Annotated in this window: 19 protein-coding genes and 2 pseudogenes; 16 read left to right on the top strand and 5 right to left on the bottom strand. The window is 71.1% G+C overall.

All coding sequences use genetic code 11. The features are described 5' to 3' along the window. Positions 1-74: 74 nt before the first annotated feature. Positions 75-1247, bottom strand: coding sequence for a PP2C family protein-serine/threonine phosphatase (locus tag BFF78_RS27765; protein WP_069780897.1), 1173 nt, complete (start codon positions 1245-1247; stop codon positions 75-77). 175 nt (positions 1248-1422) lie between these two features. Here BFF78_RS27765 and BFF78_RS27760 point away from each other — a divergent pair, with 175 nt between their 5' ends. Then, complete coding sequence (locus BFF78_RS27760) at positions 1423-2664, top strand: GNAT family N-acetyltransferase (protein ID WP_069780896.1); 1242 nt, start codon at positions 1423-1425, stop codon at positions 2662-2664. Positions 2665-2762: 98 nt separating this feature from the next. Here the strand turns inward: BFF78_RS27760 and BFF78_RS27755 are convergent, their stop codons facing one another. Beyond that, positions 2763-4187, bottom strand: a complete 1425-nt coding sequence (locus BFF78_RS27755; RefSeq protein WP_069780895.1) for an amino acid permease — start codon at positions 4185-4187, stop codon at positions 2763-2765. A gap of 225 nt (positions 4188-4412) precedes the next feature. Here BFF78_RS27755 and BFF78_RS27750 point away from each other — a divergent pair, with 225 nt between their 5' ends. Further along, positions 4413-4898: a ribose-5-phosphate isomerase gene (locus BFF78_RS27750; RefSeq protein WP_069780894.1), complete on the top strand. Its 486-nt coding sequence runs from the start codon at positions 4413-4415 to the stop codon at positions 4896-4898. Between the two features lie 86 nt (positions 4899-4984). Beyond that, complete coding sequence (locus BFF78_RS27745; RefSeq protein ID WP_069780893.1) at positions 4985-5794, top strand: Fpg/Nei family DNA glycosylase; 810 nt, start codon at positions 4985-4987, stop codon at positions 5792-5794. 103 nt (positions 5795-5897) lie between these two features. Here the strand turns inward: BFF78_RS27745 and BFF78_RS27740 are convergent, their stop codons facing one another. After that, entirely contained in the window at positions 5898-6479 is a 582-nt protein-coding gene (locus tag BFF78_RS27740; RefSeq protein ID WP_069780892.1) for a biotin transporter BioY, read from the bottom strand. 430 nt (positions 6480-6909) lie between these two features. Here BFF78_RS27740 and BFF78_RS27735 point away from each other — a divergent pair, with 430 nt between their 5' ends. From BFF78_RS27735 to BFF78_RS27695, 9 genes are all read left to right on the top strand, one after another. Then, positions 6910-8109: an ROK family protein gene (locus BFF78_RS27735; RefSeq protein ID WP_069780891.1), complete on the top strand. Its 1200-nt coding sequence runs from the start codon at positions 6910-6912 to the stop codon at positions 8107-8109. Between the two features lie 242 nt (positions 8110-8351). Continuing rightward, entirely contained in the window at positions 8352-9395 is a 1044-nt protein-coding gene (locus BFF78_RS27730; protein WP_069780890.1) for an ABC transporter substrate-binding protein, read from the top strand. Continuing rightward, entirely contained in the window at positions 9392-10240 is an 849-nt protein-coding gene (locus BFF78_RS27725) for an ABC transporter permease (protein ID WP_069780889.1), read from the top strand. Before BFF78_RS27730 ends, BFF78_RS27725 begins: the two co-directional genes overlap by 4 nt. Then, positions 10216-10947 (top strand): ABC transporter ATP-binding protein, encoded by a 732-nt coding sequence (locus BFF78_RS27720; protein WP_069780888.1) that lies wholly within the window; start codon positions 10216-10218, stop codon positions 10945-10947. Before BFF78_RS27725 ends, BFF78_RS27720 begins: the two co-directional genes overlap by 25 nt. After that, positions 10944-12281, top strand: coding sequence for an LLM class flavin-dependent oxidoreductase (locus BFF78_RS27715; protein ID WP_099054945.1), 1338 nt, complete (start codon positions 10944-10946; stop codon positions 12279-12281). The genes BFF78_RS27720 and BFF78_RS27715 overlap by 4 nt, the downstream gene beginning before the upstream one ends. A gap of 11 nt (positions 12282-12292) precedes the next feature. Continuing rightward, positions 12293-13189 (top strand): TauD/TfdA dioxygenase family protein, encoded by an 897-nt coding sequence (locus BFF78_RS27710; RefSeq protein ID WP_069780886.1) that lies wholly within the window; start codon positions 12293-12295, stop codon positions 13187-13189. 125 nt (positions 13190-13314) lie between these two features. Continuing rightward, complete coding sequence (locus BFF78_RS27705) at positions 13315-14697, top strand: amino acid permease (protein ID WP_069780885.1); 1383 nt, start codon at positions 13315-13317, stop codon at positions 14695-14697. A gap of 116 nt (positions 14698-14813) precedes the next feature. Next, on the top strand, positions 14814-15461 hold the full coding sequence (locus tag BFF78_RS27700; protein ID WP_069780884.1) for a superoxide dismutase: 648 nt from the start codon (positions 14814-14816) through the stop codon (positions 15459-15461). 271 nt (positions 15462-15732) lie between these two features. Continuing rightward, entirely contained in the window at positions 15733-16191 is a 459-nt protein-coding gene (locus BFF78_RS27695) for a DUF3887 domain-containing protein (protein ID WP_069780883.1), read from the top strand. 50 nt (positions 16192-16241) lie between these two features. Here BFF78_RS27695 and BFF78_RS27690 read toward each other — a convergent pair whose 3' ends face one another. After that, positions 16242-16886, bottom strand: a complete 645-nt coding sequence (locus tag BFF78_RS27690; RefSeq protein ID WP_069780882.1) for a mycothiol-dependent nitroreductase Rv2466c family protein — start codon at positions 16884-16886, stop codon at positions 16242-16244. A gap of 138 nt (positions 16887-17024) precedes the next feature. Here BFF78_RS27690 and pepN point away from each other — a divergent pair, with 138 nt between their 5' ends. The 4 genes and pseudogenes from pepN to BFF78_RS49785 all read left to right on the top strand — a co-directional run. After that, on the top strand, positions 17025-19604 hold the full coding sequence (gene pepN / locus BFF78_RS27685) for an aminopeptidase N (RefSeq protein WP_069780881.1): 2580 nt from the start codon (positions 17025-17027) through the stop codon (positions 19602-19604). A 218-nt stretch (positions 19605-19822) separates the two neighbouring features. After that, on the top strand, positions 19823-20872 hold the full coding sequence (locus BFF78_RS27680) for a hypothetical protein (protein WP_069780880.1): 1050 nt from the start codon (positions 19823-19825) through the stop codon (positions 20870-20872). 153 nt (positions 20873-21025) lie between these two features. After that, positions 21026-21793, top strand: a pseudogene (locus BFF78_RS27675) (SGNH/GDSL hydrolase family protein); the annotation flags it as partial. Then, positions 21727-21939, top strand: a pseudogene (locus BFF78_RS49785) (hypothetical protein); the annotation flags it as partial. The pseudogenes BFF78_RS27675 and BFF78_RS49785, both read left to right, overlap by 67 nt. On the opposite strand, the gene BFF78_RS27670 reads toward BFF78_RS49785, so the two are convergent. Next, complete coding sequence (locus tag BFF78_RS27670; protein ID WP_227026160.1) at positions 21889-23256, bottom strand: glycosyltransferase; 1368 nt, start codon at positions 23254-23256, stop codon at positions 21889-21891. The pseudogene BFF78_RS49785 and the gene BFF78_RS27670 overlap by 51 nt on opposite strands. Positions 23257-23393 lie beyond the last annotated feature (137 nt).

Below are 23393 nucleotides of genomic sequence, written 5' to 3'. Positions count from 1 at the left end.
TCGCGGGCGGGGCCCCGGAAGGGCGGGTGCCGTACGGGAGCCGGGCCCGGCGCGGCACGGGGCGCGTGCGGGCCTCAGCGGGTCAGCGGTGTCGCCTGGCGGCAGATGAGCAGGAGGGCGCGGTCGTCGTTGACGTCCTTCGCGACGGCCTCGATGAGGTGCCAGGCGGCGCCGTGGAAGCCGCCCGCGACATAGCGGTCGGCCTCGCCGGTGAGACGGTCGATGCCCTCGACGATGTCGCGGTCGGAGGTTTCCACCAGACCGTCTGTGAACAGCATCAACACGTCCCCGGGCCGGAGCGAGCCCTTCACGGGGTCGAACTGGGCGCCGTCGTACACACCGAGCAGCGGACCCTCGGCGGCCTTCTCCTCCCAGCGCCCGCTGCCCGCGCTCAGCTGGAGCCCCGGCGGATGCCCGGCGGAGTACAGCTCGTAGTCGCCGGAGTCGAGGTCCAGCACGAGATGGATGGAGGTGGCGAAGCCCTCGTCCCAGTCCTGGCGGAGGAGGTAGCCGTTCGCGGCCGGGAGGAAGGCGTGCGGGGGCAGGGAGCCCAGCAGACCCCCGAAGGCCCCCGACAGCAGCAGGGCGCGCGATCCCGCGTCCATGCCCTTGCCGGACACGTCCGTGAGCACGACCTCCAGTGTGCGGCCGCCGTTCGTGCGGGAGGCGACCACGAAGTCACCGGAGAAGGACTGACCGCCGGCCGGCCGCAGCGCCATCTCGTGGTGCCAGCCCTGCGGCAGCTTCGGCAGCTTGCTCTGCACCCGGATCCGCTCGCGCAGGTCGAACAGCATGGTGCCGCCGCGCCGCCAGGGCACCCCGACCCGGCTGCGGAACTGGGCCGTGAGCAGGCCGAAGAAACCGCACGCGGCCACGACCAGGACCACGCCCGGCGTGACCCGCGAGGGTCCCTCGGTGTACGGGCCGAGCCGCACCGACTCCACGATCAGCGCGGTGGCCGCCGCCGCGTACAGGCCGAGCAGGCTCGCCGGGCGCAGCAGCAGTCCGCCCGCGACGATCGGCAGCACCAGGGCGGCCGGGGAGCACCACACCGAGTCGACCAGGGTCATGGACATGAGGATGGGGATGGTGAGCAGCAGCCCGACGAACGCGATCCAGTCGGAGCCGTCGCCGCGGAAGTAGTCCACGGCGCTTCTGCGCAGCCCGGTGCGGACCCGGTGCCACTGCATCTTCCACCGGGCCGTGAACGTCTCGGCCTTCGATCGCCGCTCTCGTCCTGCTGCCATTAGCTCGGGACCCTATCCATCGGACCGGCCGCTTGGCACGGGAGGTCCCACTTGTCCCCCGTGCGAGGCTCCGCTTCGCCGTTCGTCCTCACAGTGAACGGCACGCGAGGCCATCGCGCCGCCGTCCGGGAGAAATTCGCTGGCTCGCCCCGCAATGCCCTGATAGGCATGGCTCATGGGGACTGATCGGGGAACCGGGTTGAAGGTGCTGCGCGAGTCCGACTGGGACCGGTGGTACGACGTCTTGTTCCGCGCCTTCGGCGCCGCGGCGGTACCGGCCGAGGAACGCGAACTGGACAGGTCCCTCACCGAGTTCGACCGTTCGCTCGCGGCATGGGACGGCGACGAGATCGTGGGGGCGGCGGGGGCGTTCAGCTTCCGGATGACCGTGCCGGGCGGGGCCGCGGTCCCGACGGCGGGCGTCACCATGGTGGGGGTGGCGGCCACCCACCGGCGCCGCGGGGTGCTGACCTCGATGATGCGCCGGCAGCTGGACGACGTACGCGCGCTGGGCGAGCCGCTCGCGGTGCTCACCGCGTCCGAGCCCGCGATCTACGGCCGCTTCGGGTACGCCGCGGCGACCTTCCGTACGAGCGCCGAGATCGACACGAGCCGGGTGACGCTGTCCCTGCCGCCCGGCGTCGAGGACGTACGGCTGCGCTACGCGACCCCCGCCGACGTCCTCGAAGCCTGCGAGGCGGTCTACGCGGCGCTGGTGCCGCTGCGGCCCGGGATGCTGGCCCGGCAGCCCGGCTGGGAGCGGGCCGGTCTTCTCGACCCCGAGAGCGAGCGGGACGGGGCGTCGGCGTTGCAGTGCGTGGTGGCCGAACGGGACGGCGAGGTCACCGGGTACGCCCGGTTCCGCACCAGGATCGGCTGGAGCGAGAGCGGGCACGACGGCACGGTGCAGCTGAAGGACCTGGCCGCGCTCGATCCCGTCACCGGGGCGGCGCTGTGGCGGTTCCTGTTCGGCATCGACCTGATGACGACGCTCTCGGTGAACTCGCGGCCGGTCGACGACGCCTGGCGGTACCTCGTCTCGGACACCCGCCGCTGCCGGCCGCGCCTGAGGGACGACGCGTACGTCCGTCTCGTCGACATCGGTACGGCGCTGTCGGCGCGGACGTATCAGGTGCCCGTGGATGTCGTGCTGGAGGTGGAGGACACCTTCTGCCCGTGGAACGCGGGGCGTTGGCGCCTGACGGGCGATGCGAAGGGCGCGTCCTGCGAACGTACGACCGATGCCGCCGATCTCTCCCTCTCCGTACGGGAGTTGGGTGCGGCCTATCTCGGCGGGGTGACACTGCTGTCGCTCGCGGCGGCCGGGCGGATACGGGAGCGGCGGCCGGGGGCGCTGGCGGAGGCGTCGGTGGCGTTCGGCTCGCCGGTGGCCCCGTGGCTGCCGCACGGCTTCTAGACCGCCGCCTTCCGGCCGTAGCCCGGGCCTTCACGGCATACAGCACAGCACGGTGAAGGGGGGACCTTCACCGTGCTGTGGGCGGGGAACGGGGCGGGTCAGCCGACGGACACCTTGTCGGCCTGGGCCTCGACGGCCGGGGCCGGGCGGTCCCCCACGAACCTCTGCTTGATCACGGCGATCAGCACCACGACCGCCGCCACGCCCACGGACAGCAGCACGGTCGTACGGCCGCTGCTCTCGCCCTTGGTGTCGGTCAGCATGTAGCCGAGGACGCCGACGATGAAGAGGGCCGTCGCCCAGGTCAGGTACGGGTAGAGCCACATCCGCACGACGAGCTTCTCCGGCGCCTCCCGCTGGATGATCCTGCGCATCCGCAGCTGCGAGAAGCAGATGACCAGCCACACGAACAGGGCCACCGCGCCGCTGGAGTTGACCAGGAAGAGGAACACGGTCTTCGGGTAGGCGTAGTTGAAGAAGACCGCCACGAAGCCGAAGACGACCGACGCCAGGATGGCCGTCATCGGCACACCACGGGAGGTGGTGCGGGCGAACGCCTTCGGGGCGTCACCGCGCTCGCCGAGCGAGAAGGCCATGCGGGAGGCCGTGTACAGGCCGGAGTTGAGACAGGACAGCACCGAGGTCAGCACGATGACGTTCATGATCTCGCCGGCGTGCGCGATGCCGAGCGAGTTCAGCGCGGCGACGTAGGAGCCGTCCTTCTTGATGGACGGGTCGTTCCACGGCAGCAGCGCGACGACGACCAGGATCGAGCCCAGGTAGAAGACGCCGATACGCCAGATGATGCTGTTGGTGGACTTGGTGACCGCGCGCTGCGGGTCCTCCGACTCACCGGCCGCGAGCGTGGCGATCTCGCTGCCCATGAAGGAGAAGACGACCAGCAGGACACCGGTGAGGATGGCGCCGGGGCCGTGCGGCAGGAAGCCGCCGTGGTTGGTCAGGTTGCCGAAGGACGCCTTGTCGGCGTGCGCACCCGGCAGCACCCCGAAGATGGCCAGCAGACCGATGACGATGAACGCGCCGATCGCCACGACCTTGATACCGGCGAACCAGAACTCGAACTCGCCGTAGGAGCCGACGGAGACCAGGTTGGTCGCGGTCAGCACGGTCATCACGATGAGCGCCCAGGCCCACTGCGGTACGTCCGGGACCCAGCCGTGGAGGATCCCGGCGCCGGCGGTGGCCTCGACGGCCAGCACGACGACCCAGAAGAACCAGTAGAGCCAGCCGATGGAGAACCCGGCCCAGCGGCCGAGGGCACGGTCGGCGTGCGCGGAGAAGGAGCCGGAGGTGGGGTTGGCGGCGGACATCTCGCCGAGCATCCGCATCACGAGGACGACGAGGGTGCCGACGACCGCGTAGGACAGGAGGATGCCGGGTCCCGCGGTAGCGATTCCGGAGCTGGAACCGACGAAGAGGCCGGCTCCGATGACACCACCGATCGCGATCATCGTCAGGTGGCGGTTCTTGAGTCCTGCTTGGAGGCCCGAACCAGGGGTCATGGACGGATTTCCTTTACGCCAGGCGGAACATGTCGTACGAGCGGTGTACGAGTCGGTCCAGTGAATCGGAGGCGAACCGATTCGGGAACCTCTGAATCCGTATCGTTACTTGAGGTTCCCTTGAGGTTCTATGGTCCCGCTCACATTTTCCAGGCCTGGCGGTCCGGTGATCCGGCGTCGCGACCCGAGGCTGCTGCCCCGGATGGGGCGTGTCACACTCATGGCATGCGCGTGTATCTCGGCTCCGACCATGCGGGCTACGAACTCAAGAACCACCTCGTCGACTGGCTCGAGGCGGCGGGGCACGAGCCCGTCGACTGCGGGCCGCACATCTACGACGCCCAGGACGACTACCCGCCCTTCTGCCTGCGCGCCGCCGAGCGTACGGCCGCGGACCCCGACGCCCTCGGCATCGTGATCGGCGGCTCCGGCAACGGGGAGCAGATCGCCGCGAACAAGGTGAAGGGCGTGCGGGCGGCACTGGCCTGGAGCGAGGAGACCGCGTCGCTCGGCCGGCAGCACAACAACGCCAATGTCGTGGCCGTGGGTGCGCGCATGCACAGCACGGAGGAGGCGACGAAGTTCGTCGAGACCTTCCTCAACACGCCGTTCTCCGGTGACGAGCGTCACATCCGACGGATCGACATGCTGTCGGCGTACGAGACGACGGGCGACCTGCCGCCGATCCCTGCGCACCACCCTCAGCAGTAGGCTCCGTCGGCTCGGCATCGGCCCACCCGTCTCGGCCGGCCGAGACGGGTGGGCGGGCCGGAAAGAACCGGAAGGACACCCTCGCCTTGCCCGAAGGGCACACCATCCATCGGCTGGCCCAGGATTACGCCGAGCGCTTCCAAGGCACCGTCCCGCGCGTCACCAGCCCCCAGGGCAAGTTCTCCGACGCCGCCGCCCTGCTGGACGGAGCCGAGCTGACGGCCACCGAAGCGCACGGCAAGCATCTCTTCCTCCGCTTCCGGGACACCGACTGGGTCCACATCCACCTCGGCCTGTTCGGCAAGGTCGGCTTCGGTGACGCCCCCGCACCCCCGCCGACCGACACCGTCCGCCTCCGGCTCAGGAACGACACCGCGTACGTGGACCTGCGCGGCCCCACCACCTGCGCGCTGATCACGGACGTCGAGAAGCGGGCCGTACACGACCGCCTCGGCCCCGACCCGCTCCGCGAGGACGCCGACCCGGACGCGGCGTACCGCAGGATCTCCCGCAGCCGTACGACGATCGCCGCGCTGCTCATGGACCAGAAGATCGTCGCCGGTGTCGGCAACGTCTACCGCGCCGAGGTCCTCTTCCGGCACGGCATCGACCCCTACCGCGCGGGCAAGGACCTCACCCCGGCCGAGTGGGAGACCCTCTGGGGCGACCTCGTCGCGCTGATGCACGAAGGGGTCCGGAACAACAGGATCGACACCGTCCGGGCCGAGCACACCCCGCAGGCCATGGGCCGCCCGCCCCGCGTCGACGACCACGGCGGCGAGGTGTACGTCTACCGCCGCGCCACCCTCCCCTGCCACATCTGCGGCACCGAGATCCGCACCGCCGGCCTCGCCGCCCGCAACCTCTTCTGGTGCCCCACCTGCCAGAAGCCCTGAATCGAGCTGGTCACCGCCGTACGACCCCGAGACGCGAAAGAGGCTCGCCGGGGTCGAGGAGACGTACGACCCGGCGAACCTCTTTCCGCAGGAACTACGGCGTCTAGCGCTTGCCGGCGAACTTCCAGGCGGTGGGCAGCGCGCCCATCGCCAGGGCCGCCTTGAGGGCGTCGCCGATCAGGAACGGGGTGAGGCCGAGCGCGACCGCCTTGGCGAGGGACAGGTCGGCGGCGAGGGCCAGGTAGGGCACGCCGACGGCGTAGATGATCGCCTCGCCGAGGAGCATCGCGCCCGCCATGCGCAGCGGCGAGCGGTCCGCGCCGCGCCGGGCCAGGGCGCCGACGGCCGCCGAGGCGAGCAGCATGCCGAGGATGTAGCCGAAGGAGACGGAGGCCGCGCCGGAGGTGCCGCCCGCGAACCACGGCACGCCCGCGACACCGGCGAGCGCGTACAGGGCGAGGGAGAGGAAGCCGCGGCGGGCGCCGAGCGCGGTGCCGACGAGCAGCGCGGCGAAGGTCTGGCCGGTCACCGGCACCGGGGAGCCGGGCACCGGGACGGCCAGCTGGGCCGCGAGGCCGGTGAGCACGGCACCGCCGGCGACGAGGGCCGCGTCGCGGACACGGGACGCAGGCAGCAGGTCGGCGAGGACTGCGCCGGGGCGAGCGGTGACGGTGGCGGTGCTCATGGGGACTCCGCGGGTGAGTGGACAGGTGGGAACACCGTGACGCTATACCGGGCCGCTCGCGTCGATCACCGTCATCGGTCGACAAAGGCTTGAGCAGGGCCTTGGTGGGCTCCGCACAAAGGATGTGGGTTACACCGGGTACGGCGTGATACCGGTCACTGAGGTGGACACACTCGGCTCACTTCCCCACGGCGAGGCGGGGCTGTGGGTTCCCGCCAAAGCCTCCGTTTGCTAGCTTCGAACGCATGGTTGCCCAGGCCCGGTACTTCACGTCGCGTCGCTATGTCGACCTGCGACGCCAGGGCACGGCCACCTGTCGCCGCCCGGGGTAGGGGCGGACCGCTCGGCACGCCTCTCGCTTCGCACCCCTCGACATGCGAACCCCTCGAACTCCGAGACGTGTCGGCCCCGTTCCCGAGGACGGTCCTCCATGCCCCGTACCGCGGTATCCCCCCTTGTCCCGCCCGCTCCGCGTGCCGCCGACAGCGACCGGCTGCGCACCAGCGCCAGTGTCGTGCTGCGGTCCGTGCTGGAGCACGGGCCGGTGGCGCGCAGCACCGTCGCCCGGCTGACGGGACTGTCGCCCGCGTCGGTCACCGAGCACTGTGCCCGGCTCACCGGGCTCGGCCTGATCCGGGAGTCCGCCGCGCCCCGGCGCTCGAACGGGGTCGGCCGGCCGCATGTCCCCGTCGACCTCGACGACACGGGGTTCCTGGTCGGTGGGGTGCATGTGGCGGTGCCGTACACGACGGTCGCGCTGCTGGATCTGCGGGGCCGGGTGGTGGCCCGGCGCGAGCTGAAGCATGAACGCACCGATCCCCGCTGGGTGCTGGCGCGGGCCGCCGGAGCGCTCTCGGAGCTGCTCGCCGGGGTGCCGGGCCGCCGGCCGCTGGGCGTCGGAGTGGCGGTCGGCGGCTGGGTGGACCGGGAGACGGGCACCGTGGTCGAGCACCAGCTGCTGGGCTGGCGCGAGGTGCCGGTGCGGGAGCTGCTCGGCGCCCGCACCGGCCTGCCGGTCCATGTGGACGGGCACGCACGGGCGTTGGTGAACGGGGAGCGGCTGTTCGGGCGGACCCGGGGCAGCCGGAGCGTGCTGCATCTGTTCGTGGGCAACGTGGTCGACGCGGCCTTCGCCACCAACGACGAGGTGCACCACGGGCCGCGTTCGGCGGCCGGGGCGATCGCGCATCTGCCGGTGCCGGGCGGCACCGAGCCCTGCCCGTGCGGCCGTAGCGGCTGCCTTCAAGTGGAGCTGAGCGAGCGGACGTTGTGCCGGCGGGCCCGTGCGGCCGGGGTGATCGGCTCGGCCAATCCGATGCATGTGGTGGCCGCAGCGGCGGCCGGGGACGCGGTGGCCCGGCGGCTGCTGGTCGAGCGGTCCCGGACGACCGGGCGGGCGGCCGGGCTGCTGCTCGATGTGCTCAACCCGGAGACGGTCGTCGTCACCGAGGTCGGTGCCCTCCACTTCGAGGAGTGCCTGGGCGCGCTGCGGGAGGCGGCCGGAAATCGCCGTACGGCGGCGGTGCTGCCGACGAGTTTCCCGGATTCCGTGCTGGCGGTGGCGGGCGGTTCAGTGGCCCTTGACGTGGTGTTCCGGGATCCGCTGGGCGCGTCACCTGGGGCTATTTAATTCAGAAACTCCGAATGTTGACAGGGGTCGCTCATGGCCAGGAACATGCTGTTCATGAGCCACCTCACGAGCTGTCGCACCCTCTGTTGCTGACACATTGCCGCGCATGAAGCGCGTGTTTCCTGCTGCGTGAGTTCTCTTCTTCCGGCTTGTCTTTCCCGGAATTCTTCCTGCCTTCCCTTCCTGCATTCCCTCCCTGCATTCGCCTCCTGTCTTCCCGCCTTTCTCCCGGGAGTCCTCCCATGCACCGTCGTGTCTTTCTCACCTCCCTGCTGGGCGCGTCCACCGCCGCCGTGGGCCTCAGCGGCTGCGCGAAGGGCGATGCCGCCGCCGACACCCAGGGCGCCTCGACCAAGCCGCTCGCGGACAAGGTCCCGGCGGGCACCAGCCTGAAGATCGCCTCGTACCTGGGCCAGCAGCAGCTGCAGTTCCGGCTGGCGAAGCTGCCCAAGCTGCCGTTCACCGTGTCGAACTGGCTGAACATCGGGGCGGGCCCGGACGTCATCAACGCCTTCCGCGCGGGGTCCCTGGAGCTCGCCAACAACGCGGGCATCCCGCCGATCCAGGCGCACTACCAGGGTTTCACGGCGAAGATCGTGGCGATCGACATCACCCGCAAGCCCAACTACCTCTTCGCCACCAAGCCCGGCAGCGACATCCACACCGTCGACGACTTCAAGGGCAAGCGGCTCGCGTTCTCGCAGGGCCAGGCCCAGGGTGTGGTCCTGCTGCGGGCGCTGAAGCAGGCGGGCCTGAAGTACGACGAGGTGAAGCTGGTCCCGCTGACCAGCAACCAGTTCTTCACCGCGCTGCAGTCCGGGCAGGTCGACGTGGCCCCGCTCGCCATCAGCCAGGCACCGGCCTACCTCAAGCAGTACGGGTCCAAGGGCGCCCACACCATCCCCACCGACGTCGTCGACCTGCTCAACCTGCTGTGGGCCCCGCAGTCCGTGCTGAACGACCCCGCGAAGGCCGCCGCGATCGCCGCCTACATCCCGCAGTGGGCGCAGGGACAGGTGTGGCAGTACGAGCACCCGGACGTCTGGAACGAGGAGTTCTACGTCAAGACGCAGAACCTGACCCCGGAGCAGGCGCGGGGCATCGCCAAGCTCGCCAACAAGCCGCTGTTCCCGCCCAGTTGGGACGAGGCGATCAAGTGGGAGCAGGCGACGGCCGATCTGCTCGCCGAGGGCGGGTTCGTGAAGAAGTTCGACGTCTCCTCGCTCTTCGACCACCGCTTCGAGCCGATCGCCGCCAAGGCCGTACCCGAGGAGTACCGGAAATGACCGCCGTGACCACGACGACCACCCCCGTCGCGGCGGCCGAGGCCGGAGAGGTCCCCCAGGTCCGCAGGCGGCGGCGTCTCTCCCCCGGCCGCCGGCTGCCCGCCGCCCGGCTGCTCGGCCCCCTCCTCGTCCTCGCCGTGTGGGCCGCCGCCTCCGCCGCCGGAGCGCTCGACACGGGTGCCATCCCGGCTCCCTGGACGGTCATCGGGACCGCCGGTCATCTGTGGACCGCCGGCACCCTGCCCACCGACATCCTGACCTCGCTGGAGCGGGCCGGATACGGCTTCGCGATCGGTCTTGCCGCAGGGGTGCTGCTCGCGCTCGCCTCCGGGCTCAGCCGGACCGGGGAGGCGCTGATCGACGGGACCGTGCAGTTCAACCGGGCGATCCCGACCCTCGGCCTGATCCCGCTGTTCATCCTCTGGCTGGGCATCGGCGAGACCTTCAAGGTCGCCATCATCGCGATCGTCGTCTACATCCCGATCTATCTGAACACGCATGCCGCGCTGTCCGGCATCGACGGCCGGTACGTCGAACTCGCCGAGGTGCAGGGCCTGTCCCGGCTCACCTTCGTCCGCCAGGTGGTGATCCCCGGCGCGCTGCCCGGATTCTTCGTGGGACTCCGGCTCGGTGTGACGGGCTCCTGGCTGGCCCTGGTGGTGCTGGAGCAGATCAACGCCACCAGCGGCCTCGGCTACATGATGTTCCAGGCGCAGAACTACGGCCAGACCGACGTGATCCTGGTCGGCCTGCTGATCTACGGCGTCTTCGGCCTGGTCTCCGACAGCGTGGTCCGTCTCATCGAACGGAGGGTGCTGTCGTGGCGCCGCACACTGAGCAACTGACCCGCCCCGCCGTCCGGCTCCGGGGCCTCACCCGCTCCTTCGACAGCCGTACGGTCCTCGACGGCATCGACCTCGACCTGCCCGCCGGCCAGTTCACGGCCCTGCTCGGACACAGCGGCTCGGGCAAGAGCACCCTGCTGCGGGCGATTGCCGGGCTCGACCACGCAGTCGCGGGCGGCGGGCGGCTCACCGCCCCCGAGCGGGTCTCGGTCGTCTTCCAGGACTCCCGGCTGCTGCCCTGGCGCCGGGTGCTGGACAACGTCCTGCTCGGCACCGACGGCAAGGACGCCGAGGAGCGCGGCCGGGCCGCCCTCGCCGAGGTCGGGCTGAAGGGCCGCGAACGGGCCTGGCCGGGCGAGCTGTCCGGTGGTGAGGCCCAGCGGGCCGCGCTCGCCCGCTCCCTGGTCCGCGAGCCCGAACTCCTGCTGGCCGACGAGCCGTTCGGCGCGCTGGACGCGCTCACCCGCATCAGGATGCACAGCCTGCTGCGCGACCTGTGGCAACGCCACCGGCCCTCCGTGCTGCTCGTCACCCACGACGTCGACGAGGCGATCGTGCTCGCCGACCGGGTCCTCGTCCTGGACCGGGGCCGCATCGGCCACGACCTGACCATCGACCGCCCCCACCCGCGCTCCTACCGCGAGCCGGTCCTGGGCGAGTACCGCGAGCGGCTGCTGGCCGCACTGGGCGTCACGGAGGACCGGTGACACGGAGAAGACTCCATCTGAACGCGTTCCTCATGAACACCGGGCACCACGAGGCGTCGTGGCGGCTGCCGGAGAGCGACCCGTATGCGCACGTGGATCTGAAGCATTACGTGCGGCTCGCCCGGACCGCCGAGCTCGGCACCTTCGACTCCCTCTTCCTCGCCGACGGCCCCCAACTGTGGGGCAACCTCGCCCAGCGCCCGGCCGGCGCGCTGGAACCGCTCACCCTGCTGACGGCGCTGGCGACGGCCACCGAGCACATCGGCCTGATCGCCACCGCCTCCACCTCCTACAACTCGCCCTACAACCTGGCCCGCAAGTTGGCCTCGCTGGACATCATCAGCGGCGGCCGGGCCGGCTGGAACATCGTCACCACCGCCGGCGCCGAGGCCGCCCGGAACTTCGGGCTCAGCGAAGAGCCCCCGCACGCCGAGCGGTACACCCGCGCGGCCGAGTTCCTCGACGTGGCGCTGAAGCTGTGGGACAGCTGGGAGGACGACGCGATCGTCGCCGACAAGGCGGCCGGCGTCTGGGGCGACGACGGCAAGATCCATCCGCCCCGCCACCAGGGCACGTACTTCAGTGTGGCGGGCGCCCTCAACGTACCCCGCACGCCCCAGGGCTACCCGCTCCTGGCGCAAGCGGGGTCGAGCGAGGACGGCAAGGCCTTCGCCGCCCGGTACGCGGAGGCGGTGTTCACCGCACAGCAGACCATCGAGAACGCGCAGGCCTTCTACGCCGACCTCAAGTCCCGGACGTCCCGAACAGGAAGGGATCCCGGGCACATCAAGGTACTCCCCGGCATCGTGCCCGTACTCGGCTCCACGGAGGCGGAGGCACGGGCGGCCGAGCAGGTGCTGGAGGACCACATCGTGTACGACCACGGGGTGGCCCGGCTGGAGAGCCTGCTGCAACTGCCGTCCGGGACCCTCGAGTTGGATGCGCAGCTCCCGGACGACCTGCCGCCCGAGTCCGCCGTCGAGGGCGCCAAGAGCCGGTACACGCTCGTGGTCGAGCTGGCCCGGCGCGAGCGGCTCACCGTCCGGCAGCTGATCGGCCGCCTCGGCGGCGGGCGCGGCCACCTCACCTTCGCCGGGACGCCCGAGCAGGTCGCCGACCAGATCGAGACCTGGTTCACCCGGGGCGCCGCCGACGGCTTCAACATCATGCCCGCCGTGCTGCCCTCCGGTCTGGACGCCTTCGTCGAGCACGTCGTACCCCTCCTGCGCGCCCGAGGACTGTTCCGCAACGAGTACGGCCCCCGCCAGACCCTCCGGGAACGCTACGGCCTTCCCCGGCCCGTCAACCAGTACCTGAGCCCCTCGTTCGTCTGAAAGGAACCGCCATGTCCCTCGAGATCACCAAGGTCACCGCACGCATCGGCGCCCGTGTCTCCGGCGTCGACATCACCAGGCCGCTCGCCCCGGAGGAGGTCGCCGCGATCCGGGAGGCCCTGAACGTCCACAAGGCGCTCGTCTTCGACGCTGGCGGCCTGGACGACGCCGGCCAGCAGGCCTTCGCCCGCCACTTCGGCGACCTGACCACCGCGCACCCGACGGTCGGCGCGGTCGACGGTGCCCCGAACGTGCTGCCCGTGGACAGCGAGCGGGGCCGGGCCAACCACTGGCACACCGACGTCACCTTCGTGCTCAACCCGCCGCAGGCCAGCACCCTGCGCTCGATCACCGTCCCGCCGTACGGCGGCGAGACACTGATCGCCAACGCGGCCGCCGCCTACCGCGACCTGCCCGAGCCGCTGCGCCGCCTCGCCGACACCCTGTGGGCCGAGCACACCAACGACTACGACTACGCCGTACCGGACGAGGAGATCGACGAGGAGAAGGCCGCCCAGCGCGCCCAGTTCACCTCCATCACGTACCGCACCGCGCACCCGGTGGTCCGGGTGCACCCGCTGACCGGGGAGCGCGGGCTGTTCATCGGCGGGTTCGCACAGCGGATCGTGGGCCTGTCCGTCGGCGAGTCCCGCAGGATCCTGGACCTGTTCCAGGCATACGTCACCCGCCCGGAGAACATCCTGCGCCACCGCTGGGCGGAGAACGAGCTGGTGCTCTTCGACAACCGGATCACCCAGCACTACGCCATCGACAACTACGACGGCCGGCCGCGCCGGCTGCACCGGGTGACCGTCGCCGGTGACGTCCCGGTCGGCATCGAGGGCAAGGAGAGCTACTCCATCGAGGGCGACGCCTCGCACTACACGCCGGTGCTCGCGGCGGCGTAACCGGATCCTCACCCTGCGTACAGAGGGTGTCCGGATACTGGGCGGCTCCTCCGTGTGAGCGGACGGGCCGCCCAGACTGGCGGGGTTTTTGCCCGCCCATTGCCTTGTCCGGGAGAGCCGCGCCCATGCCCACCAGCACCACCACGGAGACGCCACCGCAGGAAGAGGGCGCCTCCCTCTCCCACGGCCTCAAGCAGCGCCATCTGTCGATGATCGCCCTCGGCGGGGTGATCGGCGCGGGCCTGTTCGTCGGTTCCGGCGCGGGCATCGCGGCCGCCGGCCCGTCCATCGTGCTCGCCTACACGGCCTCCGGTCTGCTGGTGATGCTGGTGATGCGGATGCTGGGCGAGATGTCGGCGGCCTACCCGTCGTCCGGGTCCTTCTCCGCGCACGCCGAGCGGGCGATCGGCCCCTGGGCGGGCTTCGCGGCCGGCTGGTCCTTCTGGGTCCTGCTGTGCACGGCCGTCGGCCTGGAGGGCATCGGCGCCGCGCACATCGTCTCCGGCTGGCTGCCCGGCACCCCGGAGTGGCTCTGGGTCGCGCTGTTCATGGTCGTGTTCTGCGGGACGAACCTGGCCGCCGTAAAGAACTTCGGCGAGTTCGAGTTCTGGTTCGCCGCGCTGAAGGTCGGCGCGATCAGCCTGTTCCTGATCCTGGGCGCGCTCGCCATCGCGGGCGTCCTGCCCGGCACGGACGCCCCGGGCACCTCCCACCTCACCGACTTCCTGCCGCACGGCGGCAACGGCCTGATCATCGGCCTGCTCGCCTCCGTCTTCGCCTACGGCGGCCTGGAGACGGTCACCATCGCGGCGGCCGAGTCGGAGAACCCGGTCAAGGGCGTGGCGTCCGCCGTCCGTACGGCGATGTGGCGCATCGCGCTGTTCTACATCGGCTCGATGGCGGTCGTCGTCACCCTGGTCCCGTGGGACTCCAAGGACGTCGTGGAGAACGGCCCGTACATCGCCACCCTCGACCACCTCGGCATCCCGGGCGCGGGCCAGCTCATGAAGGTGGTCGTCCTGGTCGCCCTGCTCTCCGCGATGAACGCCAACATCTACGGCTCCTCGCGCATCGCCTACTCGCTGGTCGAGCGCGGGCAGGGCCCGAAGGTGCTGGCGAAGCTGTCCGGCGGCGTCCCCCGGACGGCGGTCCTCACCTCGTGCTTCTTCGGATTCGTCTGTGTGCTGCTCAGCTACTGGCGCCCGGCCGACGTCTTCCCGTGGCTGCTGAACATGATCGGCGCGGTCATCCTCGTCGTCTGGATCTTCATCGCGGTCTCCCAGCTGCTGCTGCGCCGCCGAATCGAGCGCGAGGCGCCGCAGAAGCTGGTCGTGCGGATGTGGGCGTTCCCCTGGCTGACCTGGGTGGCACTGGCCGGCATGGTCGCGATCTTCGTCCTGATGGCGCGTGAGCAGGACACCCGCGTCCAGCTGTACTCCACCGGCGGCATGACCCTGTTCCTGGCGGCGGTCGGCTACGCCTGGCAGCGGGCCCGCGCCAAGCGCTGACTCCGCCCCGGCGAGGCCCCCACGTGCGACACGTGGGGGCCTTTCCGTTGCCCGCACTCTTGTTGCTAGCGTGTAGTTGCAACCTACTTGCAATAAGGTTCCGGAGGGGATCACCCATGCCCGTCTACACGCTGCCCGACCTGCCCTACGACTACTCCGCGCTGGCTCCCGTGATCAGCCCGGAGATCATCGAGCTGCACCACGACAAGCACCACGCGGCCTATGTGAAGGGCGCCAACGACACGCTGGAGCAGCTCGCCGAGGCGCGGGACAAGGAGTCGTGGGGCTCGGTCAACGGCCTGGAGAAGAACCTGGCCTTCCACCTCTCCGGCCACATCCTGCACAGCGTCTACTGGCAGAACATGACCGGCCCGAAGGACGGCGGCGGCGAGCCGCTCGCGGCCGACGGCGTGGGCGAGCTGGCGGACGCGCTCAGGGAGTCCTTCGGCTCCTTCGCCGCCTTCAGGACCCAGCTGTCCAAGGCAGCGGCCACCACCCAGGGTTCGGGCTGGGGCGTGCTGGCGTACGAGCCGCTGAGCGGCCGGCTGATCGTGGAGCAGGTCTACGACCACCAGGGCAACGTCGGCCAGGGCTCCACCCCGATCCTGGTCTTCGACGCCTGGGAGCACGCCTTCTACCTCCAGTACCGCAACCAGAAGGCGGACTTCGTCGAGGCGATGTGGCAGGTCGTCAACTGGCAGGACGTCGCCCGCCGTTACGAGGCCGCCAAGTCCCGCGCGAACACCCTCCTGCTGGCTCCCTGAGCCCCGAGTCGTCCCGCCTCGTGATCGTCTTCTCACCCTTCACGGCGGCGGGCGGATGAAAGGAAGACCCCGCGAGGACCTGACTCGCGGGGTTTTCCCCTTTCTCGGCATGCCTGACGGTCTGTCCTTGACGGGCGGGGAGAAGGGGGGCGGGGGGTATGGGCAGGCGGGGGTTATGGGCAGCAGTATCCCCGCGGGCTCCGTGCGAGGCGAAAGGCCTGGTGGTGACCGTCGGCATGCGAGGGGCCGGCGGGTGACGCACGATGAACGCATGTCCGACAAAGACCTCGCACGCGGCGGCGAGCGGCGACTCGTCCGGGCCGCGGCGGCCTCGCTCGCGCTGGCCGTCTCCGCGCTGCTGCCGGCCGCCGCTTCCGCACTGGCCGCGCCCAAGAACGACACGGTCGCCCTGCAGACGCTCGATGACATCGTCAAGGGCGACTACAAAGCCGCCACCGCGCACTTCGACGCGAACGTGCGGGGGCATCTGCCGCCGGACGCACTCAAGCAGGCGTGGACGAACTACCAGGCCCAGTTCGGACGCTACCAGTCGCACCAGAAGCCCAAGGACGCCAAGTCCGGGAAGTTCACCGTGGTCAGCGTGCCCCTGCGCATGCAGCACGGGCCCGGCGAGTTCCGGGTGAGCTTCGACGACAAGGGGGCCGTCGCCGGGCTGTTCTTCCTCAAGCCGGGCGTACCGGTCCCGAAACCGTCGGCCACGCGATCATGACCGACGAGGCCCGGCGCTGAGCGGCACCGGGCCCGTACACCGACCGGGACCTACAGGTTGCCGAAGTCGGGCCCCTTGGTGCGGGTCCGCTTGAGCTCGTAGAAGCCCGGTACGGAGGCCACGGCGATCGTGCCGTCCCACAGGCGGGCCGCCTCCTCGCCCTTGGGGGCGGGGGTGACGACCGGGCCGAAGAAGGCGATCTGCTCGCCGTCGGGGCCGGGCAGCGCGATGACCGGGGTGCCGACGTCCTGGCCGACCTTCTCGATGCCCTCCTTGTGCGAGGCGCGCAGCTCGGCGTCGTAGGTGTCCTTGTCGGCGAACGCGATGAGGTCGGCGGGCAGGCCCGCGTCGGCGAGGGCCGCGGCGATGCTGTCGCGGTTCACGCCGAGGCCCTCGTTGTGGAAGCGGGTGCCGAGCGCGGTGTAGAGCCTGCCGACCGCCTCGTCGCCGTGCAACTGCTGGGCCGCGATCACCACCCGGACCGGCCCCCAGGTCTTGCCCCCGGGCCGCATGTTCTCGGCGTATTCCTCCGGCAGCTCGTCCAGCCTGTCCTCGTTGAGCACCGCCAGGCTCATCACATGCCAGCGGACCTCGATGTCGCGGACCTTCTCCACTTCCAGGACCCAGCGGGAGGTCATCCAGGCCCAGGGGCACACCGGGTCGAACCAGAAGTCGACGGGGGTCTTGTCCGACATATCTCTCCTCAAGGGGAACTCTTTTCCGGGAAAACGCTCCTGTCCGCATGGCCATTCCCTGCTGCCCGCCGTCAGGGGCACATGGCAGGATCGGTCCTGTTCAGCCCTCATCCACGCGATCACAAGGGAGTGCCGTCCGTGCCCGGTGAGAATCTGTCCCGTGAGGAGGCCCGGGAGCGGGCCGCTCTGCTGTCCGTCGACGGATACGACGTGTCCCTGGACCTCAGGTCCGCCGTCGGCGACGGGGAGGGCGAGCCGCGCACGTTCCGCTCGGTGACCACGATCCGCTTCCGCTGCAACGAGCCGGGCGCGTCCAGCTTCGCCGATCTGATCGCGCCGAGCGTGAGCGCCGTCTCGCTCAACGGCCGTGACCTGGACCCGGGCGAGGTCTTCGACGGCGCGCGGATCGCGCTGGAGGACCTGGCCGCTGAGAACGAGCTGGTGGTGGACGCCAGGTGCGCCTACTCCCGCACCGGCGAGGGCCTGCACCGCTTCGTCGACCCCGAGGACGGCGAGGTCTACCTCTACACCCAGTACGAGCCGGCCGACTCCCGCCGGGTTTTCGCCAACTTCGAGCAGCCGGACCTGAAGGCGCCGTACCGCTTCGAGGTCCAGGCCCCCGAGGGCTGGACGGTGTGGAGCAACGGCACGGGCGAACGGGCCGACGGCGTCTGGAAGTTCGCGGAGACCAAGCCGATCTCGACGTACATCACCTGTGTGGTGGCGGGGCCGTACCACTACGTCACCGACTCCTACACCCGCACCTTCGAGGACGGCACCAAGCTGGAGATCCCGCTCGGCGCGATGTGCCGCAAGGGTCTCGCCCCGCACTTCGACGCCGACGACGTCTTCCTGGTCACCAAGCAGGGTCTGGACTTCTTCCACGACCACTTCGACTACCCGTACCCGTTCGGGAAGTACGACCAGGCGTTCGTGCCGGAGTACAACCTGGGTGCGATGGAGAACCCGGGTCTGGTGACCTTCCGCGAGGAGTACATCTTCCGCGGCAAGGTGACGCAGGCGTCGTACGAGGGCCGGGCCAACGTCATCCTGCACGAGATGGCGCACATGTGGTTCGGCGACCTGGTGACCATGGAGTGGTGGGACGACCTGTGGCTGAAGGAGTCCTTCGCGGACTTCATGGGCACGTTCGCCAACGTGGGCGCGACCCGCTTCAAGGACGCCTGGATCACCTTCGCCAACCGCCGCAAGGCCTGGGCGTACCGGGCGGACCAGCTGCCGTCCACGCATCCGATCACGGCGGACATCCGTGACCTGGAGGACGCCAAGCTGAACTTCGACGGCATCACGTACGCCAAGGGCGCCTCCGTGCTCAAGCAGCTGGTGGCGTACGTCGGCCAGGACGCGTTCCTGGAGGGCGCCCGCCGCTACTTCAAGCGCCATGCGTACGGCAACACGCGTCTTGGCGACCTGCTGTCGGTGCTGGCCGAGACCAGCGGCCGGGACATGTCGGCGTGGGCGCGTTCGTGGCTGCAGACGGCCGGGGTGAACGCGCTGACGCCGCAGGTGCTGCTGGACGCCGAGGGCCGGGTGGCGGAGCTGGCGGTGGTGCAGGAGGCTCCGGAGTCGCACCCCGAGGAGCGCCCGCACCGGATCGCGGTGGGCCTGTACCGGCGTACGCCCGAGGGCGCGCTGGAGCGGTACGCGCGCGTGGAGACGGACGCGCACGAGCCGCGTACGGTCGTGGCGGAGCTGGCGGGCGCCGAGGCGCCGGAGCTGGTCCTGGTCAACGACGACGATCTGACGTACTGCAAGATCCGTTTCGACGAGACCTCGCTGGACACGCTCCGGGCGCACCTGGGCCTGCTGACCGACCCGCTGGCCCGTGCCCTGTGCTGGTCGGCGCTGTGGAACATGACGCGGGACGCGCTGCTGCCGGCGCGGGAGTTCGTCGATCTGGTGCTGCGGTTCGGGGGCCGGGAGTCGGACATCGGTGTGCTGCAGATGCTGCACGCGTGGGCGAACTCGGCGCTGGTGCACTACGCGGCGCCGCAGTGGCGGGCGACCGGCGGTGAGCTGCTGGCCGAGGGTGCGCTGCGGGAACTGCGGGCGGCCGAGCCGGGCAGCGAGCACCAGCTGGCGTGGGCGCGGTTCTTCGCGACCGTGGCCGCCGCCGAACCGGACCTGAAGCTGCTGGGCGACCTGCTGGACGGGACGACGTCGATCGACGGTCTGGAGGTGGACCAGGAGCTGCGCTGGGCGTTCCTGGAGCCGCTGGCCGCGCACGGGGCGGCGGACGAGTCGGTGCTGGCGGCCGAACTGGCCCGCGACGACACGGCGTCGGGCAAGCGCCATCAGGTGCGGTGCCTGGCGGCACGCCCGTCGGCGGCGGTCAAGGCGCAGGCGTGGGCGCAGGTCGTGGAGTCCGACGCGCTGTCGAACGCGCTGGTGGAGGCGACGATCTCGGGCTTCGGGCAGCCGTCGCAGCGGGAGCTGACCGCGCCGTACGCGCAGAAGTACTTCGCGGCGATCGAGCGGGTGTGGCGGGAGCGGTCGATCCAGATCGGCATGGATGTCGTACGGGGCCTGTTCCCGGCGCTGCAGGACCGCCCGGAGACGCTTCAGGCGACGGACGCGTGGCTGGCGGCGCACCGGGACGCGGCGCCGGCGCTGCGCCGGCTGGTGCTGGAGGCGCGGGACGACCTGGCGCGGGCGCTGCGCGCACAGGAGTGCGACGCGACGGCGATCACCGGCTGACACCGGCCCGACCTTTGGCCTTGGCTTGGGCCGCCGGTGACCGTTACGGAATTCGGTCAATCGGAACCGTAACCCCTGGTCCGCACCCGATCGGACCAGGGGTTTCCCGTCCCTACTCGGCATCCGAACACCTGACCTTTAGTCCCCTCTTGTCCGCATTCTTCGACGGGCGTGTAACAACGGTTAAGGGTGGGACCGGACGCGGGAATCCCGTCGCCATGACGCACAACACCCCGCTCTCCCCCCGCCCCCTCCGCCACCTCTCCGAGGTCCACCGCCGGGTTCTGACGGCGGCTCAGCTCCGCTCGCACGGTGTGACGACGGCCGAACTGGCCGAGCAGTGCCGCCCCGGCGGCCCCTGGCAGCTGCTGCTGCCGAACGTGGTCCTGCTGCACCCCGGCCCGCCGACGAGCGAGGAGCGGCTGCACGGGTCCCTGCTGTACGCGGCCCGCGAGTCCGCGCCGGGCGTCCCGGCCCAGCCGACGGCGCAGGACCCGCACCGCCCGGTCTACGCGGAGGCGATGATCACGGGCCTCGCCGCCCTCACCCTCCACGGCTTCTCCACCACCCCGCCGCTGCTCTCCCTGGACCGCGTCGACGTCCTGGTCCCACGGCTGCGCCGGCTGCGCTCCTCGGGCTATGTCCGGGTGCTGCGCACGCCCTCCCTGCCCACGCCGAAGGCGGTGGCGGGCCTGCCGGTGGCGCCGGTGCCGCGGGCGCTGGCGGACGCGGTGGCGGAGCTGACGGACGCGGCGGCGGTACGGCGGCTGCTGACCGAGGCGGTGCGCGGCGGCCACTGCGAACCGGCCGCGGTGGTACGGCAGTTGACCCAGGCCAAGCTGCTGAACCGGCCCCATGTGGTGGACGCCGTGGACGCGCTCGTGGCCGAGGGCCGCTCGATCGCCGAGGACCGGCTGTACCGGATGGTCAGCGAGTACGGGCTGCCCGACCCGGTCTGGAACGTCGACCTGCGCCTGCCCGGCGGGCCGCACCTGGGCGGCCTGGACGCGTACTGGCCCGACCAGGCGGTGGCGGTGGAGCTGGACACGCGGGCGCCCCGGCAAGGCCATCGGGAGGACGAGGACGCGCTGTGGTCGGAGTACGCCCGCAAGCGCGAGCACCTGGAGCGCCTCGGGATCACGGTCGTGTACATCACGCCGAAGAAGCTCAGGGACGGCATGGAACAGCAGGCGACGGTGGTGCGTACGGCCCTGATGGCGTCCGCCGACCGCGACCCGGCCGCGTACGTCGTGGTGCTTCCCCGGTAGTGACGGACCGGGAGGCATCAGGAGGGCCGCGGGGAGCCCTCAGGAGGGGAGAGGAGGGGCCACCGGGGCCGATCCGGTGGCCCCTCCTCGTGCGTCACGCCGGTTCACCCGAACGGACGAGCCTCGCGGGCGGCGCGGCCCGGGCCACGAAAGATGAGAGGTATGCGACATACCCGGACAGCCGCGTGTTCGGCGGCCCTCGTGCTCGCCACGGCCTGCCTCGTCGCCGCCCCCGGCACGGGACAGGCGGCGCCCCGGACGGCACCCGTGGGCTATGTGGCCCTCGGCGACTCCTACTCCGCCGGGCTCGGTGCCGGCGACTACCTCCCCACCGGCACGAACTGCAAGCGCAGCGGCCGGGCGTACCCGGTCCTGTGGGCCTCGGCGCACAAGATGGCGGCCTTCGCCTTCGCCGCGTGCAACCACGCCCGGACGAGCGACGTCCTGTCCGGTCAGCTCGGTACGCTCGGCGCCGGCACCAGGCTGGTCACCCTCACCGTCGGCGGCATGGACGCGGGTTTCGGCGTCGTGATGACGACCTGTGCACTGGGCGGCACCAGCCGCTGCCTGTCGGCCGTCGCCGCCGCCCGCGCCACGGTGGACAGGTCCCTCGGGGACAGCCTCGACCGGCTCTACTCGGCCATCAGGGACCGGGCTCCCGGCGCCCGCGTCGTGGTGCTCGGCTATCCGCACCTGTACCACCTGAGAGGCGCCTGCGAAGTGGGCCTCCAGGACACCGCGCGCGCCGCCCTCAACGAGGGTGTGGACCACCTCGACGCGTTGATCGCCCGCCGCGCCGCCGCCCACGGGTTCGCCTTCGCCGACGTCAGGGGAGCCTTCGCCGGCCACGAGATCTGCTCCGCGGCCCCCTGGCTGCACAGCGTCGACGTGCTGGCCCCCACCGAGTCGTACCACCCCACGGCACCGGGCCAGTCGCTCGGCTACCTCCCGGTGCTCGACCGGGTTTCCTGACGGGGTCCGAGGCCCGTGGCCGGGGCATCGGCACCCGGGCCCGGCTACAGCTCGTCCGGTACCTCTTCGCCCACACGCCCGTGATGCGGATCGAGGCCGACACCGAGTCCGAGAACGTCGCCCAGCAGCGGGCCCTGGAGAAGGCCGGGTTCACCCGCGAGGGCGTACTGCGGGGCGTCGTCTTCCGGGACGGCCGGTGGCGCGACGGCGTCGCCCGCGGCGTGCTGGGCCACGACCCGCTGCCCGCCGACGTGTGAGGCGTACACCTCGTCGAGCAGGGTGGCGTAGGCCGCGATCATGCGGGTGCGGCTGAAGCGCTCGCGGGCGGCGTCCAGGGCCGGGGCGAGCCCGGTGCGTCCGCCGGCCGCGGCGGACCAGGCCAGGGCGATCGCGGCCGGGTCCGGCGGGGTGACGAAGCCGAGGCCCTCGACGATCGACGCGCTGTCGCCCACGTCCGTCGTCACCGGGACGGCGCCGCACATCATGCCCTCGATCAGGCACAGCGGCGCCGCCTCACCCGAGGCCGAGGTCAGGGCGACGACGTCGGCGCCCGCGTAGACGGCCTCCATGTCGCGGCGCACCCCGAGCAGGTGAATCCTTTCCGCGAGGTGCCGGTCCGCGCCGAACGCGATCTCGATGTCCGCCCACAGGGCCGGGTTGGTGTCGTTCATGCCCGCGCCGCACATCACGACGTGCCCCTCGGGCTCGCGGCCGAGCCAGGCGCGGGCCGCCCGCAGCAGCAGGGGGACGTTCTTCATCGCGGCGTACCGGGCCGCGAAGACGACCACGGGCGCACGGTCGGGGATCCCCTGCGAGGCGCGGAAGGCGAGCCGCGCGGCCGGGTCCGGGCGGAAGCGGAGCAGGTCGACGCCGTTGGGGATGACGTGCAGCAGCCGGGCCGGGATGCCGGCGGCCTCGTAGGCGGCCCGCGTGGACTCGGCGCAGCACACGCACGCGGCCACCGTGCCGTCGGCGATGGCGGCCTTCAGCTCCTCCAGGGCGGGGCCCTGGTTCTCCGGGTCGGACCGGTGCAGACCGACCACGACCGGGCGGCGGGGCAGGCCGGCCTGGTTCAGCAGGGCCAGCGGCTGCTCCTTCAGGGAGAGGATCACATCCGCCCCGGCCATGGCCCGAGCGGTTTCGGCCAGCTCGGGCCCGCTGAAAAGGTTCGCCGCGAGGGCCCCGTCCACCAGGCCGGCGCTGCGGCCGAGCGAGGTGACGCCGACGCCGCCGGCGGTCAGCGCCCGGTAGCAGGAGTCGTCCTCCATGCGCTGCCGGGTGGCCTCGCGCCGGACCTCGCCATGGATGCTGAGCACCTGGTGGGACTGGCCGCCCTCGGCCAGTCCCAGTACGACGTCACTGTGCACGATCCGGGCTCCTCCGGAGAAGAAACCCTCGTAGACCGACAGCACTCGCAGTCCGTGTGTAGTGCGCACACGACCACCCGCCTTGCATAAATGATCGAGAAGATCGAGCCATCCCCGTCCATAGCGGGTTAGCCGATATGAGGCGGTACGGACATTGCGTCCGGGTTAACGCACAATGACGC

The organism is Streptomyces fodineus (assembly GCF_001735805.1).
GTDB classification, from domain to species: domain Bacteria; phylum Actinomycetota; class Actinomycetes; order Streptomycetales; family Streptomycetaceae; genus Streptomyces; species Streptomyces fodineus.
The sequence above is the reverse complement of the archived record's forward strand: the minus strand, read 5'-3'. Positions and strand labels throughout refer to the sequence as shown.